Source organism: Alcanivorax sp. S6407 (assembly GCF_023016115.1).
Taxonomy (GTDB): Bacteria; Pseudomonadota; Gammaproteobacteria; order Pseudomonadales; family Alcanivoracaceae; genus Alcanivorax.
On the sequence record NZ_JALKBH010000010.1, the window covers coordinates 1 to 17,494 of the forward strand.

Sequence of the window (17,494 nt, forward strand, 5' to 3'; positions counted from 1 at the left end):
GAGCCATGATCAAACTCTTCAGTTAAGAAAAGCGTTTAAAGTGGCCTTCCGAAGAAGGAGCACTTAATACATGCTCAGTTCGTCATCTGAATTAACAAAAACTTTGTTGACTCGTTCAGAACTGAAATCTTTTAAAGATCCCGTCCCGAACAGGTCCCACACGTTTGCTTGCCTGATTGTTAAAGAGCGTCTCGTCCGGTGCCGCGCTTTGCGTTGTTGCCCCGTCGAGGAGTGCGCATTCTAGGGATTTCCCTGAGGGTGTCAAACCCTTTTTCGCACTTTTTCCAAAAAACCGTCTGACCGATCACTTTCTGCCCAAAACGGCCCCTGAGGGGCCGTTTCTGGCTATTTGATGATCACCTTGGCGATCTTCTTCTTGCCCGCCTGAATCACATGGCTGTCGCCGGACTTGAAAGTGCGCTCATCGGAGAGCTGCTCACCGTCAAGATAGACCGCCCCACGGGCAAATACATCCTTGGCGGCCTTGGCGGCTTTGGCAAGATCAGCCTTCACCAAAAGCTGGAACAGACGAATCTCCACCTCGCCGTCCAAGCTGACTATCACCTCCGGAACATTGTCCGGGATCTCACCCAGGGCAATCTGGTTGCCGGCAGATTTTGGCGCAACCAAAGCGGCATGCGCACCATGGAAACGACTTACGATCTCAGCTGCAAGCAACTGTTTAGCATCGCGAATATCATTCACTGCATCCGCAGCATCGCAAAGAACCCACCTGAGGTCGAAGTTTGCAGCCTCAAATGATTCAACATCGGCAATTCTTGAGCAAAGATCATCATAAACAAATGAGAATTCACCAATATTGCGCTCCGGGGCAGAACAGACCGCCCGCATGTAATCCACTTTATCCATCGGAAGCAGACTGAGCAGCTTGAAATAGCGCCATACCAATGTGTCAGGCATCTGCACCAATTTCCTGTACATACTTCCCGGCGCCTCATTCACCCCCACATAGTTACCCAGCGACTTTGACATCTTCTGAACCCCGTCCAGCCCCTCGAGAATAGGCATGGTAAGGCAGATCTGCGGGGCCTGGCCGTGCGACTTCTGCAGGGTACGCCCCATCAGCAGGTTGAATTTCTGGTCGGTACCACCCAGCTCCACGTCCGCTTCCAGCGCTACGGAGTCATAGCCCTGCACCAGGGGATAGAGGAACTCGTGAATGGCGATGGGCTGATTGCCCTTGTAGCGCTTGTCGAAGTCATCCCGCTCAAGCATCCGCGCCACGGTGTACTGGCCTGCCAGCTTGATCATGCCGGCAGCACCAATTTCGTTCATCCAGCTGGAATTGAACACCACCCGGGTTTTCGCCGGATCGAGGATCTTGAACACCTGCTCCTTGTAGGTCTCGGCGTTACGGAGCACATCTTCACGACTCAAGGGCGGACGTGTGGCGCTCTTGCCGGTGGGGTCACCGATCATGCCGGTGAAATCCCCGATCAGGAAGATGACCTCATGACCCAGCTCCTGGAACTGGCGCAGCTTGTTGATCAGTACAGTGTGCCCCAGATGCAGATCCGGTGCGGTGGGATCAAAGCCCGCCTTGATGCGCAAGGGGCGGCCGGAGGCCAGCTTTTCCCGTAATTCGTCTTCCTGGATGATTTCATCCGCACCCCGGGAAATCAGTGCCCATTGTTCTTCCACCGTGGCCATGCCTACCTCTGTGATCTGCCGCTGTCTTTATGTATTCGCTGTTCCGGGACCCGGCGGCCCCGTGAAAGCGCGGTATTGTAGCACTTGAATGCGGCCAGAGAAGGCAGGTATCTTTGCAGGTCTGTTTTTCGTTGTGTCTTTGTATCCCGACACACCCTCAGCCAACCAGATTCCGCGATTTCCATGAAACAATTTTTTTCTGCTGTCGGCAGACTGGTGCGCCAGTTCCCCCGCACCCATTTACTGCTGGCCATGGTGCTTCTCGGCGGCGTCATCATTGTCGCCCTTCAGCCCGAGTCTGCGCCGACACCAAAACAGGCAGCCAAGTCCATCGAATTGCCAGCCCGTACCGCCCCGGCCCCCAAACCGGTGGAGCAACCTGCCGTAGCGAAGGGGCCGGAATGGCAAACCTTGACGGTCAAATCCGGAGACAGCCTGTCCTCCCTGCTGCAGCCACTCGGCATCGGCGCAGGGCAGGTTTATGGCCTCATCAACAGTGACGAGAAGCTGACACGGCTCACCAAGCTTCGCCCCGGAGAACAACTGGAAGTTCTGGTAAACGAGGACAACGCCCTGCGCGGGGTTCGCTACAATCCCTCCCGTGTGGAAACCCTGACCGCGAAACTCACCGGTGCAGGCTGGACCGCCCGCCTCAGCCAGCGCGAGTACCAGAAGCAAACCCGCTTTGCCCAGGCCGAGATCACCGACTCCCTGTTTCTGGCCGGTGCCGCCGCGGGCATCAGCGACCGGCTCACCATGCAGCTGGCCGAGCTGTTCGCCTGGGACATCGATTTCATACTGGATATCCGCAAGGGCGACAAATTCCGCGTTCTCTATGAAGAACTTTACCTGGATGGCGAGAAAGTCGGTGAAGGCGACATCCTGATGGCAGAATTCTGGAACCAGGACCGCCATCTGTCTGCGTTCCGCTATGAAACCCTGTCGGGCGACGTGGAGTACCTGGATATCAAGGGCGACTCCATGCGCAAGGCCTTTATTCGCACCCCGGTGGCCTTTGCCCGGATCAGCTCGCGCTTCAACCTTGGCCGCCGCCACCCGGTTCTTAACACTATTCGAGCTCACAGGGGCACCGACTATGCCGCCCCCAGAGGCACCCCGATTCGCGCAGCCGGTGACGGCAAGGTGATCTTCGCCGGTGTGAAAGGTGGCTACGGCAACGTGATCATTCTCAAACACGGCCAGATCTACACCACCCTGTATGCACATATGCGTAATTTCGCCAAAGGCATCAGGGTCGGAAAACGTGTTAAGCAGTCGCAAACCATCGGCTATGTGGGCACATCCGGACTCTCCACCGGGCCGCACCTGCACTATGAATTCCGCATCAACGGGGTTCACCGCAACCCGCAGACCGTGCCGCTGCCCAAGGCCCGTGGCATCAATGACAACGAGCGCTCGGAGTTCCTGATCGCTGCCAACCGGCTGAAAGCACAGATGACCCTGTTCGCCGAAGCCGCCACCCTGGCCAGCAGTGATGTCTTCTGATCTCTTTATCGGCCTGATGACCGGCACCAGCGTCGATGGCATCGATGCGGTGCTGGCTCGCATTGATGATGACCACTTCTCCCTTCTGGAGAGCCACAGCCACACCCTGCCCGCCGACCTGACAGACGACATCCTGACCCTGTGCCAACCTGGTGACGGTGAGCTGGATGCCGCCGGCAAGGTCAGCCGGCAACTGGGACGCATCTACGCCGAGGCCTGCGCCGCCTTGCTGAAAAAGGCCGGCATGGATGCCAGCCAGATCACCGCCATAGGCTGCCACGGCCAGACCGTGCGACATCGGCCCGGAGCGGATGGCTTCAGCGTGCAACTTGGCTGCCCGGACACCCTGGCCTGCGCCTCCGGCATTCCGGTAGTGAATAATTTCCGCAACAAGGACATGGTGCTGGGGGGACAGGGGGCACCGCTGGTACCACCCTTCCACCGCCGCCTGTTTGCCGCAACCGGCGAGCGGCGGGCCATCGTCAACATTGGCGGCATGGCCAATGCCACCCTGCTGGACGGCGACACCCTGGTCGGCGGTTTTGATACCGGCCCGGGCAACGTCCTGATGGACCTGTGGATCCAGCTGCACAGTGGCGACAGTTACGATGCCGATGGCGCCTGGGCTGCCAGCGGCAAGATCAACAAGCCCTTGCTCAACCGCTTGCTGCGCGACCCCTATTTCCAGCAACCGCCCCCCAAAAGCACCGGCCGCGAACACTTCAACCGCCAGTGGCTGACCCGCCACCTCAAGGATGAACTGCCCGCCGAAAACCTTCAGGCCACCCTGGCCGAGCTGACCGCGCGAAGCATCACCGACAGCCTCACCGACTTCGCCCCCCAACGCCTGCTGATCTGTGGCGGGGGCGCCCACAACGGCCACCTGATCGAGCGCCTGCGAGCCTGCAGTGGCGTGCCGGTTGTCAGCACTGACAGCGAAGGACTGCACCCGGACTGGGTGGAAGCGGCGGCCTTTGCCTGGCTGGCCTGGGCACGATGGAATGAACAACCGGGCAACGCCCCGGTGGTTACCGGCGCATCAAGGGAAGCGATTCTGGGACAGGTCACCCTGCCATAGAGGGACAAGCTTCAAGCCTCAAGCTACAAGGCGCGAATAAAGCATCTCGCCAATCGACAGGTCACCGAGCCGCGCCGCAAACCTTTTCATTACGCATGAACGCGACCACAAGCAATCCAGTTGGCAAGCCCCTTTCTCGCGCCTTGCAGCTTGTAACTTGTAGCTTGCAGCTACTCAAACCAGCCAGAGGCCGATCATGGCGCAGCTGAAGCCGAGGGCGGCGCCGGCCAGGATATCCGAGGGGTAGTGCACCCCCAGCAATACCCGGGACAACCCCACCATCACCGCCAGCGCCAGGGCCAACGCCGCCACCGGCGGATAGAACACCGCCAACAGGGACGCCATCACAAAAGCGGCGGCGGTGTGGCCTGAGGGGAAGCTGAAGCGATCCGCCGGCTGAATGAAGGCGGAAAGGCTTTCCAGTGCATCCGCCGGACGCGGGCGCTGGATCAGATGTTTAAGCCCGACGAACAAGGGCACCTCCAGGGCATAGGCGGCCATGGCTGTGAGCGCAAACAGACTGCCCCCTTCCTTGTCGAACCACCAGATCAACAGCGTCAGCGCCACATAGAAGGGGCCGTCACCCAGCCGCGAAACCTGCCTGGCCATGCGAGCGCGGCGCGCAGCCTGGGGCTGCTGAAGCAGCCAGCACATGGCGCGGGTATCCGCGGCGGTCATTCTCTGAAATGTCGGTCGTGTCGTCATCATGGGTTCAGTTTCCCCCTTGAAAACGACGAAATGTTGATCAACTGATGAAGGTTATATGACAACGGGAGATGCAACACGCACCACGCTGCACGCCGCCCTGCGGGCGCACGCCAAAAACCAGAAGGCGCCTATGGCGCCTTCGTACTACTCACGCGTGCTTGCGTGTTGCGTGTTGCGTGCAGCGGTTTAGACCGAGAAGGAGGAGCCGCAGCCGCAGGTGGTGGCGGCGTTGGGGTTGCTGACCACGAAGCGGGAGCCCATCAGGCCCTGCTCATAGTCCACCTGGGAACCGTCCAGGTACTGGATACTCATGGCGTCCACCAGCAGGGTCACGCCGTCTTTCTCGACGATGGTGTCGTCGTCATTCACCGCTTCATCGAAGGTGAAGCCGTAGGAAAAGCCGGCACAGCCACCCCCGGTGATATACACCCGCAGCTTGAGTTCGGGATTACCTTCGTCGTCGCGCAGTTCCTTGACCTTGGCGGCGGCGGCGTCAGTGAAAGAAATGGGGGCTTGCTCGGTCATACGGCTCGCTGATGCAGTAAAGACAGAAAACCCGCTGCCTTTTCGGGTCAGCGGGTCATCTATGTTCCAGTACCCGACTAAATCAGTCAAGAATTATTCGGCTGCCGGCTGCTTGCCTGCGTCCGCCTTTTCACCTTTCTTGTCCTTGTCCGGCGCCGGCAGGTTGCGGCGCTCGTCGTCCAGACGCACCAGCTTGCCGTTCACCCGGGCGCCCATCACCATCTCTATCATCTGGTAGTAGACATTGCCTTCCACGGAGGCCTTCTCGGCCAGCTCCAGGTTTTCGGAGGCATGTACATCGCCTTCCACACGGCCATTGATGACCACCTGGGGCACCTGAATCTCGCCCTTGACCACACCGGTCTCGCCAATGATCAGACGACCGCCATCCTTGCCCACACTGATATTGCCTTCCACAGTGCCTTGAACATGCAGGCCGCCGGTGAACTCAAGATCCCCTTTCACGGTTGCACTGGGAGCAATCAGGGTATGGTTCCGGTAATCCTGGGACGCAGCGTTATTGTTGGCTGCATTTTTCTTGTCTCGGCCTAGCACAGGTCTCTCCTACTGCCACTTTATGGTTTTCTGTGTTTCGTAACGGTTTCTGCCGCCGCTCTCAGCATCCACATCCAGGGCCACAATCTCTACCCCTTCCGGCAGATGAAAGCGCCCATTCAGCTCCTGAAAATAGCGAAACCGGAAGCGGGTCTCACTTCCGTCATCCAGCCAGCTATCTCCGGTCAGCTTGATGGCGCTGCCATCCTTGCTGCCACGCAGAGTCAAGGATATGTCACCAGACAGATAATTACGGTTATCGCCGGACTGCACCAGCACCACTTTGTAACTGTACTGACGATCTTCCCCGGTGGGCTGCAGCGTCAGCTTCTCGATCTGCATGCCCCTTTCGGTACCACCGGGCGCCATCACGTTCTTGTAGAAGGACACCGCCTCCTCAAGCTCCGCCGCCTGATCGCGCAGCCCCTTGATCTCCTGACGCAGATTCTCACGGGCCTGCTGGGTCACTTCGGTATCGGTACGATACAGCGCCAGTTCGTTTCGGGCGGCCTCCAGTTCCCGGGAGGCGCTCTTCAGCTCGGCGCGCAGACGACGATTGGTTTCCGAAGTATCCAGAGAGCCACTATTGCCGGTCCACAGGCCACCAAAGAACAGTAACAGCGCTGCCACGATGGCACTGGCAACCAGAATCCGGCGGCGCTTCTTCTGCTGGGACGGACTGACCGGCACCAGCATCACATCATCAATACCGGCCCGGCTTTTCGGTTTCTTTGCCATATCAGGGCGCCAGCGGGACAACAGACAGCCCCGCATCCTCATCCAGTCCAAACATGATATTCATGGCCTGCACCGCCTGTCCGGAAGCGCCTTTGACCAGGTTATCGATCACTGACAGTACCACGATGACATTCTCGCCGCGGGGCTGATGCAGGGCGATCCGGCAAGTATTGGCGCCTTTCACGAAACGGGTTTCCGGATGACTGCCCAGCGGCATCACATCCACGAAAGGCTCGTTGGCATAGCGCTTCTCATAGGCTTCCTGCACCGCCTCCAGAGACGGCGCGCCTTCCACCAGCTGGCCGTACAGGGTGGAGTGAATGCCGCGAATCATGGGGATCAGGTGCGGCACAAAGGTCGCTTTCACCGGCTGACCAGCAATATCACCCAGCCCCTGCTCGATTTCCGGCAGGTGACGATGCCCGCTGGCACCATAGGCCTTGTAGCTCTCACCCGCTTCCGCCAGCAACATGGGCACCTTGGCACCCTTGCCGGCACCGCTGGCACCACTGGCCGCGTTGGCAATCAGCTGATCCGGCTTGATCCAGCCATTTTCCAGCAACGGCAGATAGCCCAGCTGGATGGAAGTGGGGTAGCAACCGGCACAGGCCACCAGCCGGGCATCACGCATCTTCTCGCGATTGACTTCCGGCAGGCCGTAGACCGCCTCCGCCAGCAACTCCGGGCAGGCATGGGGCTCGCCGTACCATTCACTCCACAGCACATGATCACGCAGACGGAAATCCGCGGACAGATCCACCACCCGCACCCCGGCGTCCATCAGCTCGGGCATCATGCGCATGGCCACATTATGCGGGGTGGCAAAGAACACCACATCACACTGGGCCAGGCGCCCCACATCCGGCTCACTGAACACCAGATCGGTACGACCACGCAACGAGGGGAACATGTCGGCAACAGCCGTACCGGCATCACCGCGGGAAGTGATCACTTCCAGTTCAGCCTGGGGATGATTGACCAACAGACGCAGCAGCTCTACCCCGGTATACCCGGTTCCACCTACCACGCCGACCTTGAGGACAGACCCCGTTGCCATAGTCTTACTCCAACCAATTCACTGTGCCGCCTCCGGCATAAGGCCCGCATAATAGGCGGCCCGCCCTGCCCTCAGCAACTTTAAGACGTTGTTGCCACACCCTTTACCCCGGTAATTGCCGGGATTTTTCTTCACTGGCTGGCTCCGCCGGTTTTTCCTCTTCGCGCGGCTTTTCCAGCGCCATCCCCTGCCCATCCGCCATGCGCTCGGCAAGAGAATCGTACAGCGGCCTTGCCCAGACAAGTTTTGCCACCGCAGCAGAAAGGAACGCTCCAGCCATCAACGGCAACAGAATATCGTGGCGGTTACCGGTCAGCTCCATGACGATCACGAACGAGGTAATCGGACGCTGGATCACGGCAGCCAGAAAAGCCGCCATGGCCACCAGCGTTAATCCCACCAGCGAAACCTCCGGGAAGAAACCGCCAACCAGATTGCCGAACCCGGCCCCTGCCGCCAGACTGGGCGAAAACAACCCGCCAGGAATACCGGTGAAATAGGACACCAGCGTGGCCGACATCTTGGCCAGCGCAAAACTCCAGTTTCCGGGATGCTCACCGTCCAGCAAGGTACTGGCCTGTTCGTAGCCACTACCGTAGGTCGCGCCCCCGGTGGCCAGGCCAAGCAATACCAGCACCAGCGAACACATCAACACCACCCGGTAGGGATGGGCCTTGGCATAAGGAGAAAGAAACTGACTGCCGCGGATCAACAAGCGGCTGAACAGTCCGCCAAACAGACCACACACCAGCGCCGTCACCCCAATGGCCGCCCAGTCCCGGGTAATGTCCAGGGCGCCGCCGGGATGCCCGAAAAAGCTGTAGTGCCCCATGATCATCAGCACCACCACACCCGACAGGATGATAGCCAGGATCAGGGTGCCGCTGGTGCGCTGCTCGAAAGAGCCTGACAGCTCCTCAATGGCAAACACAATGCCTGCCAGAGGAGCATTGAACGCCGCTGACACCCCGGCGGCCCCGCCAGCAACGATCAGCGAATTATCCACGTATTTCTGGTTCAGTCGTCCTACCTGCCCCACCGAATACATGATCGCGGCCCCCATGTGTACGCTGGGACCCTCGCGACCGATACTGGCGCCACACAGCAACCCCAGGCAGGTAAGCACGAACTTGCCGAGAATCACCCGCAGGGAAAGAAAGGTGGGACGCAACCAGTGGTAGCGCTGCTTGAGCACCACCAACACCTGCGGAATACCACTGCCCTGGGACTCGGTGCCCAGCTGACGCATCAGCCAGACAATCAGCAACATGCCCAGTGGCGTGACCAGAATCGGCAAATAGGGAGAGCGTTCATGGATCTGCACAAAGGTGTGGGAAGCCAGCTCGGCCACCCAGGCGAACGCCACCACCAGCAGGCCCACCAGAATGGCGCCGGTCCAGAACACCATGCGCAATTTCCAGTCCTGCCAGGAGCCCAACTGTTTGCGGCTGACACGTCGGGTGCGAAACAGGTAGTAACGCATCAATCGACGATGACGGGGCCGCTTGTTCACAGGACTCCTTGAGAATTCGAAAAGGGCAAAGGGAAGGCGGTATAGTGTACGCCCACTGAACCTCCACTCCAATGGCGCAACCAACAGGATCTACCGATGCAGTTCGCTCTCGACCACTTTCTCTGGCTCAAGGCCATTCACCTGATTGCTGTTATCTGCTGGTTTGCCGGCATCTTCTACCTGCCACGCCTGTTCGTGTATCACGCCATGGCCGAAGACCAGGTCAGCAAGGACCGCTTCAAGATCATGGAACGCAAGCTTTACCGTGGCATCATGAACCCGAGCATGATCGTCACCGTGGTGCTGGGTATCTGGATGTTTGTTGCCAACATGGAAGCGTACAAGGGCAGCGGCTGGATGCATGCCAAACTGACGCTGGTGTTTCTGTTGATCGGCTACCACCACGTCTGCCTGGCCTACATGAAAAAATTCGCCAACGATGCCAACACCAAAAGCGACAAGTTTTACCGGATCTTTAACGAGATTCCGGTATTCATGCTGGTGGCCATCGTTATTCTGGTCATCGTACGTCCATTTTGACCGACGCCTGATGCCTGACGCCCGATGCCGGACGACAAACCGGCACCCGAGGCAGGCATTGGGTGTCCTGACGCAGGCGCACCAATGAAACCGAATATTCTTGTCATTGCTGGTCATGACCCCTCCGGAGGGGCGGGCATCCATGCGGACATCGAAGCCATTCAGGCCCTGGGCGGCTTTGCCTCCACCCTGATTACCGGCCTGACCGTGCAGAACAGTCAGAATGTGCGCGGCTTCCAGCTCACCGATGTAGCCTTGCTGGAACAGCAGGCCGATGCACTGCTGGATGACTTCCAGTATCAGGCAGTGAAAATCGGCATGACCGGCTCCGTCGCCATCATCGAATTCATTGCCCGTCTGCTGGATCGCCTGCCCGGCGTTCCCGTGGTGCTTGATCCGGTGCTGGCCGCCGAAGCCGGCGGCAGCCTGACCTCGGAATCGCTGGCCGATGTGATGCTCAATCAACTGGCACCACGTTGTGAAGTGATGACGCCCAACCTGCCCGAAGCCGAAAAGCTCAGCGGGCGGCATGGGGTCCAGGCCTGTGGCGAGGCACTGGTGAAAGCCAGCGGCCAGGGGGTACTGATCACCGGCACCCATGACAACACTGACCTGGTGGCCAACCACCTGTTCACCGCCAGCGGCGAACAGCAGTGGCAATGGGAGCGCCTGCCGCACAGCTACCATGGCTCCGGCTGCACCCTGGCCTCCTCCATCGCCTGCCTGCGCGGACATGGCGAATCCCTGGGCAACGCAGTGGCCGATGGTCAGGCCCACGTGGATCGCTTCCTGCGCAAGGCATTCCGTCCCGGCGCAGGCCAGTACGTCCCGGATCGCCGATGACCGCTCCCCACCAGCTACTCGCCGTGCACGGGCTCTACGCCATTACCGATCCGCACCTGACCCCGGACGACCGCCTGCTGCCTGCCGCAGAGGCAGCCCTGTTTGGCGGCGCCCGGCTGTTGCAGTACCGCGACAAGACCGCCAGCCAGGATCAACGCCGCCGCCGGGCCAGTCAGCTGCGCGGCCTGTGCCATGAATACGATGCCCTGTTCATCGTCAACGATGATCCGGTGCTGGCTGCTGAAGTGGGCGCTGACGGCGTCCATATCGGTCAGAGCGACGGCGGTATCGCCGCCGCCCGCGCCCTGCTTGGCGACCAGCGCATCATCGGTGTCACCTGTCATGGCGACCTGGCGCTGGCCCGTAGTGCCGCCGACGCCGGCGCCGATTATCTCGCCATGGGGCGGTTCTTTGCGTCCCGCACCAAGCCCCAGGCGCCGCCCGCCGCCATCACCAGTCTGGAACAGGCCTGCCGCGAGTTTCATCTTCCCGTGGTAGCCATCGGCGGGGTGAATGCGGATAATGCGCCCCAGCTGATCCAGGCTGGCGCCGCCAGCGTGGCCGTTATCGAGGCCCTGTTCGGCCATTCCGACCCGGCAGACATTGAAGCCGCAGCGCGCCGTATCAGCGCTCTTTTCTGACACGTTCAGACCCCAGATTCAGGAGACACACCATGCCCCGCAAGCAATCCGAAAAACTGTTTCGTCAGGCCCAGAAGCACATCCCCGGGGGCGTCAACTCCCCGGTCCGCGCGTTCAAGGGCGTCGGTGGCACCCCGGTGTTCTTCCATCAGGCCGAAGGCGCCTACCTGTTCGACGAAGACGACAACCGCTATATCGATTACGTGGGATCCTGGGGCCCGATGATCCTTGGCCACAATCACCCTGAAGTGATCAGCGCCGTGGATGCGGCCGTGAAGAACGGTCTCAGCTTTGGCGCGCCCACCGCCGCCGAAATCGCCATGGCCGACAAGGTCTGCGAACTGGTGCCCTCCATGGACATGGTGCGCATGGTCAACTCCGGCACCGAAGCCACCATGAGCGCCATCCGCCTGGCACGCGGCTATACCGGCCGCGACAAGATCATCAAGTTTGAAGGCTGCTATCACGGGCATGTGGACAGCCTGCTGGTGAAAGCCGGCTCCGGTGCGCTGACCCTGGGCAACCCCAGCTCCCCGGGCGTGCCGGCCTCGGTCACTGCCGACACCCTGACGCTGAACTACAACGACGCCGCCAGCGTGGAAGCTGCCTTTGCCGAATACGGTAACGACATTGCCGCGGTGATCGTCGAGCCGGTGGCCGGCAACATGAACTGCGTGCCGCCCACCCCGGCCTTCCTGCAGGCCCTGCGCAAGCACTGTGACGACCACGGCAGCGTGCTGATTTTTGATGAAGTGATGACCGGCTTCCGGGTCGCCCTGGGCGGTGCCCAGGCCATGTACGGCATCACCCCGGACATGACCACCCTGGGCAAGATCATCGGCGGCGGTATGCCGGTGGGCGCCTTTGGCGGCAAGAAGGAAATCATGGAGCACCTGGCACCGCTGGGCCCGGTCTACCAGGCCGGCACCCTGTCCGGTAACCCGGTAGCCATGGCCGCCGGTCTGGCCACCCTGAACCTGATCAGCCAGCCCGGCTTCCATGAGGCGCTGACCGAGAAGACCACCCGTCTGCTCAACGGCCTCACCGAAGCCGCCCATGCCGAAGGCGTGGCTTTCACTACCGCTCAAGCTGGCGCCATGTTCGGTCTGTTCTTCACTGACCAGAGCCGGGTCAGCAGCTTTGCCGAAGTGATGGCCTGCGACAGCGAGCGCTTCAACCGCTTCTTCCACGCCATGCTGGACCAGGGCATCTACCTGGCCCCCAGCGCCTTCGAAGCCGGCTTCGTCTCCGCCGCCCACAGCGACGAAGATATCGATGCCACTATCGCGGCGGCACGCAAGGCATTCGGGAAGGTTTAACCAAACCTATTCGTAGGAGCGTCGCTCGCGGCGCGATAACCCAACATTTAAAAAGACAGCATTACCACAGAGGGCACAGAGAAATGCGTTCATTTTCTCGGTGGACTCTGTGCCCTCTGTGGTGAAAATGCTTTTGATCCTGGTCTGTGATCGCGCCGCCAGCGACGCTCCTACGGAGAGATTGGTCAGTCGCGAACCAGCGACACCATCTTTCCTCCAGTCAGTCCCAACAAATCCTCCGGCGCCATGGCGATTTCCAGGCCGCGGCGTCCGGCGCTCATGTAGATTTCATCCAGTGCTTCTGCGCTGCTGTCCAGATACAACGGCAGGCGCTTCTTCTGTCCCAGCGGGCTGATCCCGCCCAGCACATAGCCGGTTAGCCGTTGCGCCTTGTCCGGCGGGCACATCACCGCCTTCTTGCCGCCATGGGCTTTGGCGAGAAACTTCAGATCCAGCTGATGTGCCACCGGCACCATGGCCACCACCGGCTGTTCATCAACCAGCGCCAGCAAGGTCTTGAACACCTGAGCCGCGGGCAATCCGAGCAGCTCCGCCGCCTCGAGACCGTAACTTTCCGCCTTGGGATCATGCTCGTAGCTGAGCAACCGGTGCTTCACCTTCGCCTTTTTGGCCGCCTGAACCGCTGGCGTCATACCGGCTGTCCCGGCGCCAACGCATCGGCGGCACGGGCACGGGCGTCGTCGGCCCCAGCCTTGTCACCCTGGCGCTCACGGGCGGTGGCCACCATCTCCCACAGTTCCGCACGGTATTGCGGGTAATCCGGCGCCAGTCGCAGGGCCTTCAGGGCAAAGCCCTCGGCACTGCGAGCATCGCCTTCAAACAGACGCAGATCCGCCAGCGACTTGTACAGCCAGGACGAATCCGGGGCGATATTCAGGGCCCGCTCCAGATAACGCTCCGCCGCCGACGTTTCCCCCTGCTGGCGAGCGGCCTCCGCCTTGTGCAGCAACGACAATGCCGGCGAGCCGTCCAGTTCCACGCCGGCCGTCATGGGTTCGGTCGGCATGTCGGGACCTCGCACGGCACAGCCGCTCAGCAACACGCCAATCACCAGTAATCGCATCCACATCTGCATCGCCTTCATCCTGATAACCGTTGCCTTCCCAAGTCCGAGAGGCATCAATCAAACAATCCCTTGAACCAGCCCTTGATGCCCTTGCCGGTCTGTTTCACGGTGCCACAGCCGTCGGCATCCCGGGGAATCGAGGCCTCCAGCATGGGGTAGCGACGGGCCTCACCACAACCCTCGGCACTGACCTGGGTGCCATTGGGATTCATCCATACCCACTCCACGCCGGCGGGCGGATTCTGGGAAAGACTGCGCTGAGGGAGCTTGCCCATCAGCCTTGCCCACACTGGCAACGCGCCGCTGGAGCCGGTGATGCCGGCATTGCCGTTGTCATCCCGCCCCACCCAGACCACGGCCAGATGGTTGGCAGAAAAGCCGGCAAACCAGGCATCGCGGAAGTCATCGCTGGTGCCGGTCTTGCCGGCCACCTTGAGATCTTCTGGCAAATAGGCCCGCGCTGAACGGGCGGTGCCGGTTTCCACCACCTGCTGCATGGCCCACTGGGTGAGAAACGCCGGACCAGCGCCGATGACCTCATCCGCACTGACCGGATAACGGGCCAGCGGTTCGCCATCCTTGTCCAGCACATCGGTGATGGAACGCAGCCGGGTACTGAAACCCCCGGTGGCCAGCGGCTGGTACATCATCGCCACCTCAAAGGGTGTCAGCGCCAGGCTGCCCAGCAGGATACTGGGGTAACGGGGCACATTGCGGGTCACGCCCAGGGTTTCCATGGTGCCCGCTACCTTGTCCAGTCCCACATCCAGTCCCAACCGGGCGGTGGCCTGGTTGCGGGACTGGGCCAGCACATCGACCATGGGCATGGCGCCGCGGGATTGCTTGTCGAAATTCTGCGGATCCCACAAATCGCCATTGGGCATGGCCACCTGGATCGGGCCATCCTCCACCAGGGTCGCCAGTGACCATTGCTTCGGTTGCTGTACCGCCGCCAGAATCACCGCCGGCTTGGCCAACGAACCCATGGGCCGCTGGGCATCCAGGGCGCGATTGAAACCGGCTTCCCGGGAGTTGCGGTTACTGACCAGCGCCAACACATCGCCCTGGGCCGGGGCGACCACCACCACGGCCCCGTTCAGTTTCTTGTCCTGCTGCGGGTCGCGGTTATCAAGGTGTTCTTTCAGTGCCCCTTCTGCGGCCAGCTGGGCCAGCACATCCAGGGTGGAATGGATATTGAGGCCCTCGTCACTGAGCACTTCCGGCGGGTAATCCCGGGCCAGCTGACGGCGCACCAGATCGATAAAGGCAGGGAACGCATACAGTGCCGAGGCGCCGCGCGGCACTACTTCCAGCGGGCGGGCACTGTATTTGTCATAGTCCGCCTGGGACAGAGCGCCCTGCTCTACCGCCACCCGAAGCACGGTGTTACGACGTTCCATGGCTCGCTCTGGACGGCGACGCGGATCGTACCAGCTGGGCCCTTTCAGCAATGCCACCAGGGTTGCCAGCTGATGAGGCTCCAGTTCCTGCAACGGCCGACCGAACAGGAACTGGGCACCCAGGCCCATGCCATGAATGGCCCGGGCGCCGTCCTGACCGAGATACACCTCGTTGAGGTAGGCCTCGAGAATCTGCTGCTTGCTGTAATGCAGCTCCAGCAGCAACGCCATGGGCATTTCCAGCAGCTTGCGCGACAGGGTGCGATCCGAACTCAGCCAGAAATTCTTCACCAGCTGCTGGGTCAGGGTACTGCCCCCCTGCACCAGCCGCCCGGCTTTCAGGTTGGCCAGCATGGCCCGGGCCAGCCCGCGCAGGGAAATACCGTGATGGTCGTAGAAGCTCTGATCCTCGGTTGCCACCAGCATCTCCACCAAAAGCGGCGGCACTTCCTCCAGGGGCACCAGTACCCGGTCCTCGGCATGCTGCGGATGGATACTGCCGATCTGCAGCGGCTCGAGACGAGCCAGCCCCTCACCGCCCGCCTGCAGGGAACGAATCTGGCCCCCGGACAGGGATAGCCGGATCCGCTTTGGCTGTTCGCCACCATCACTGTCCCGGAAACCCCGGGTATGGATCAGCAGGCTGTTGCCCTGGGCGGAAAAGCTACCAGGCGTAGACGCCCGGGAATCTTTTCGGTAGCGCATCAGGTCGAGTAGCTTGAGCATGTCGTCCCGGGACAGCACACGCCCTTCATACAGCTCCACCGGACGGGCATAGACACGCGCCGGCAACTGCCAGGCATGGGCATCAAAACGCTGCCGCACCATGGCATCCAGATAGGCCAGGCCAGCCGCGCCGATCACCAGCAGCACCAGGGACACCTTGGCCACGAAGGCCCAGCTGAACCAGCGCCGGGATTTCGCCGCTTTCTTCTTGCGGGCCGGCGCTTTCTTCCGTGGTGTTTGCCCCCGCGATCGCGCCGGGGTCTTTCGAGTGTTGTTCGTCTTTTTCGCCATGGGGACGGAGTATAGAGAAAAGTGTGGGTATTTTATGAGTGCACGGCGCCCAATATGTTCCGCCAGCTCAAAAAGCCGGCGCGTTGATTTTGCAACCGCCGCCCGGGAGCCCATAATAGCCGGCCTTAGCATACTGCTGTTCTCTTAAGCCGCGATTTTGGTTTTTTGTGGGAGCGTGCTTGCACGCGAAGCCTTTATTTCTGAGAGGTTTATTCGCGTGCAAGCACGTTCCCACAGAGCCGCCCGGCTTAACCCCAGCAAGCCCCCAACGCAAAACGGAGCAACCATGACCAAGAAATATGACGTTTATGCCCTCGGCAATGCCCTGGTGGATACCGAGATCGAGGTCAGCGACGCCTTCCTGGAGCGTATGGACGTGGGCAAGGGCTTGATGACCCTGGTAGATGAAGCCCGTCAGGCAGAATTACTGGCTGCCCTGGCCGAGGAAGCGGAGCCCCGCAAGCAGACCAGTGGCGGCTCCGCCTGCAACACCGTGGTAGCCACCCGTTTCTTTGGCGGCAGCGGTTACTATGCCTGCAAGGTCGCCAGCGACAGCACCGGCGATATCTTCGTCAACGACCTGACTGCCGCTGGCGTCGACACCAACATGAACGGCAACCGTGAAGACGGCATCTCCGGAAAGTGCCTGGTGATGCTCACCCCGGACGCCGAGCGCACCATGAACACCTATCTGGGCATTTCCAGTGAAGTGTCCGAACAGGACCTGGACGAAGCCGCCATTGCCGCCAGCCACTACGTGTATCTGGAAGGCTATCTGGTCAGCGGCGACAGCTCCCGGGCTGCCACCGTGAAACTGCGCCAGCTGGCCGAGAAGCACGGGGTGAAAACCTCGCTGACCTTCTCCGATCCGGCCATGGTGCAGTTCTTCAAGGATGGGCTCAGCGAAATGCTCGGCGACGGTGTTGACCTGTTGTTCTGCAACGAAGCGGAAGCCACCAGCTTCACCGACACCGACAATGTAGAAGCTGCCCTCGACGCCCTTAAAGCAGTGTGTCGCTCCGCCGTGATTACCCTGGGCGCCAAGGGCGCTTTGGTCTGGGACGGCATCGACACCCACCAGATCGAGCCAGTACAGGTAAAGGCGGTAGACAGCAATGGCGCGGGTGACCTGTTTGCCGGCGCCTTCCTGTATGCCATTACCCACGGCCACGACTTCGCCACCGCCGGCAAGCTGGCCTCCGTAGCCTCCGCCCGCCTGGTCACCGAATTTGGCCCGCGTCTGGCAGCCGAAGCCCACCCGGAAATCCGCAAGGCGGTTCTCGGCGAATAACCGTA

Annotated in this window: 17 protein-coding genes; 7 read left to right on the forward strand and 10 right to left on the reverse strand. The window is 60.8% G+C overall.

Annotated elements, in window-relative coordinates:
• Positions 1 to 345: 345 nt before the first annotated feature.
• Positions 346 to 1,671 (reverse strand): tyrosine--tRNA ligase, encoded by a 1,326-nt coding sequence (gene tyrS, locus MWU49_RS16465; RefSeq protein WP_246974417.1) that lies wholly within the window; start codon positions 1,669 to 1,671, stop codon positions 346 to 348.
• A 183-nt stretch (positions 1,672 to 1,854) separates the two neighbouring features.
• Here tyrS and MWU49_RS16470 point away from each other — a divergent pair, with 183 nt between their 5' ends.
• Positions 1,855 to 3,177 (forward strand): peptidoglycan DD-metalloendopeptidase family protein, encoded by a 1,323-nt coding sequence (locus MWU49_RS16470; protein ID WP_246974419.1) that lies wholly within the window; start codon positions 1,855 to 1,857, stop codon positions 3,175 to 3,177.
• Positions 3,167 to 4,255, forward strand: coding sequence for an anhydro-N-acetylmuramic acid kinase (locus MWU49_RS16475; RefSeq protein WP_246974420.1), 1,089 nt, complete (start codon positions 3,167 to 3,169; stop codon positions 4,253 to 4,255). The genes MWU49_RS16470 and MWU49_RS16475 overlap by 11 nt, the downstream gene beginning before the upstream one ends.
• Before the next feature lie 174 nt (positions 4,256 to 4,429).
• On the opposite strand, the gene MWU49_RS16480 is transcribed toward MWU49_RS16475, so the two are convergent.
• From MWU49_RS16480 to MWU49_RS16505, 6 genes are all read right to left on the reverse strand, one after another.
• Positions 4,430 to 4,963, reverse strand: a complete 534-nt coding sequence (locus tag MWU49_RS16480) for a phosphatase PAP2 family protein (protein ID WP_246974422.1) — start codon at positions 4,961 to 4,963, stop codon at positions 4,430 to 4,432.
• A 186-nt stretch (positions 4,964 to 5,149) separates the two neighbouring features.
• Complete coding sequence (gene erpA / locus MWU49_RS16485) at positions 5,150 to 5,488, reverse strand: iron-sulfur cluster insertion protein ErpA (RefSeq protein ID WP_153498422.1); 339 nt, start codon at positions 5,486 to 5,488, stop codon at positions 5,150 to 5,152.
• Between the two features lie 93 nt (positions 5,489 to 5,581).
• On the reverse strand, positions 5,582 to 6,043 hold the full coding sequence (locus MWU49_RS16490) for a polymer-forming cytoskeletal protein (protein ID WP_246974424.1): 462 nt from the start codon (positions 6,041 to 6,043) through the stop codon (positions 5,582 to 5,584).
• A gap of 9 nt (positions 6,044 to 6,052) precedes the next feature.
• A complete protein-coding gene (locus MWU49_RS16495) occupies positions 6,053 to 6,781 on the reverse strand; it encodes a DUF6776 family protein (RefSeq protein WP_246974426.1) in 729 nt (242 codons plus the stop codon).
• A 1-nt stretch (position 6,782) separates the two neighbouring features.
• Positions 6,783 to 7,838, reverse strand: a complete 1,056-nt coding sequence (argC, locus tag MWU49_RS16500; protein WP_246974430.1) for an N-acetyl-gamma-glutamyl-phosphate reductase — start codon at positions 7,836 to 7,838, stop codon at positions 6,783 to 6,785.
• A 103-nt stretch (positions 7,839 to 7,941) separates the two neighbouring features.
• On the reverse strand, positions 7,942 to 9,351 hold the full coding sequence (locus MWU49_RS16505) for a chloride channel protein (protein ID WP_246974433.1): 1,410 nt from the start codon (positions 9,349 to 9,351) through the stop codon (positions 7,942 to 7,944).
• Positions 9,352 to 9,447: 96 nt separating this feature from the next.
• Between MWU49_RS16505 and hemJ the strand changes: the two genes are divergently transcribed.
• From hemJ to hemL, 4 genes are all read left to right on the forward strand, one after another.
• Positions 9,448 to 9,891: a protoporphyrinogen oxidase HemJ gene (gene hemJ / locus MWU49_RS16510; protein WP_246974435.1), complete on the forward strand. Its 444-nt coding sequence runs from the start codon at positions 9,448 to 9,450 to the stop codon at positions 9,889 to 9,891.
• An 84-nt stretch (positions 9,892 to 9,975) separates the two neighbouring features.
• Positions 9,976 to 10,734, forward strand: a complete 759-nt coding sequence (locus tag MWU49_RS16515) for a hydroxymethylpyrimidine/phosphomethylpyrimidine kinase (RefSeq protein ID WP_246974438.1) — start codon at positions 9,976 to 9,978, stop codon at positions 10,732 to 10,734.
• Positions 10,731 to 11,375, forward strand: coding sequence for a thiamine phosphate synthase (gene thiE / locus MWU49_RS16520; protein ID WP_246974440.1), 645 nt, complete (start codon positions 10,731 to 10,733; stop codon positions 11,373 to 11,375). The genes MWU49_RS16515 and thiE overlap by 4 nt, the downstream gene beginning before the upstream one ends.
• Before the next feature lie 32 nt (positions 11,376 to 11,407).
• Positions 11,408 to 12,694 carry a glutamate-1-semialdehyde 2,1-aminomutase gene (gene hemL, locus MWU49_RS16525; RefSeq protein WP_246974443.1) on the forward strand — a complete coding sequence of 429 codons (1,287 nt, stop codon included), beginning with the start codon at positions 11,408 to 11,410 and terminating at the stop codon, positions 12,692 to 12,694.
• Positions 12,695 to 12,879: 185 nt separating this feature from the next.
• On the opposite strand, the gene ybaK is transcribed toward hemL, so the two are convergent.
• From ybaK to mrcB, 3 genes are read right to left on the reverse strand one after another with little or no spacing between them, the layout of a single operon-like run.
• On the reverse strand, positions 12,880 to 13,347 hold the full coding sequence (gene ybaK, locus MWU49_RS16530; protein ID WP_246974447.1) for a Cys-tRNA(Pro) deacylase: 468 nt from the start codon (positions 13,345 to 13,347) through the stop codon (positions 12,880 to 12,882).
• Positions 13,344 to 13,790 (reverse strand): tetratricopeptide repeat protein, encoded by a 447-nt coding sequence (locus MWU49_RS16535; protein ID WP_246974449.1) that lies wholly within the window; start codon positions 13,788 to 13,790, stop codon positions 13,344 to 13,346. The genes ybaK and MWU49_RS16535 overlap by 4 nt, the downstream gene beginning before the upstream one ends.
• Positions 13,791 to 13,834: 44 nt before the next feature.
• Positions 13,835 to 16,198 carry a penicillin-binding protein 1B gene (gene mrcB, locus MWU49_RS16540; RefSeq protein ID WP_246974452.1) on the reverse strand — a complete coding sequence of 788 codons (2,364 nt, stop codon included), beginning with the start codon at positions 16,196 to 16,198 and terminating at the stop codon, positions 13,835 to 13,837.
• A 286-nt stretch (positions 16,199 to 16,484) separates the two neighbouring features.
• Here mrcB and MWU49_RS16545 point away from each other — a divergent pair, with 286 nt between their 5' ends.
• Positions 16,485 to 17,489 carry an adenosine kinase gene (locus tag MWU49_RS16545; RefSeq protein ID WP_246974455.1) on the forward strand — a complete coding sequence of 335 codons (1,005 nt, stop codon included), beginning with the start codon at positions 16,485 to 16,487 and terminating at the stop codon, positions 17,487 to 17,489.
• Positions 17,490 to 17,494: the final 5 nt, after the last annotated feature.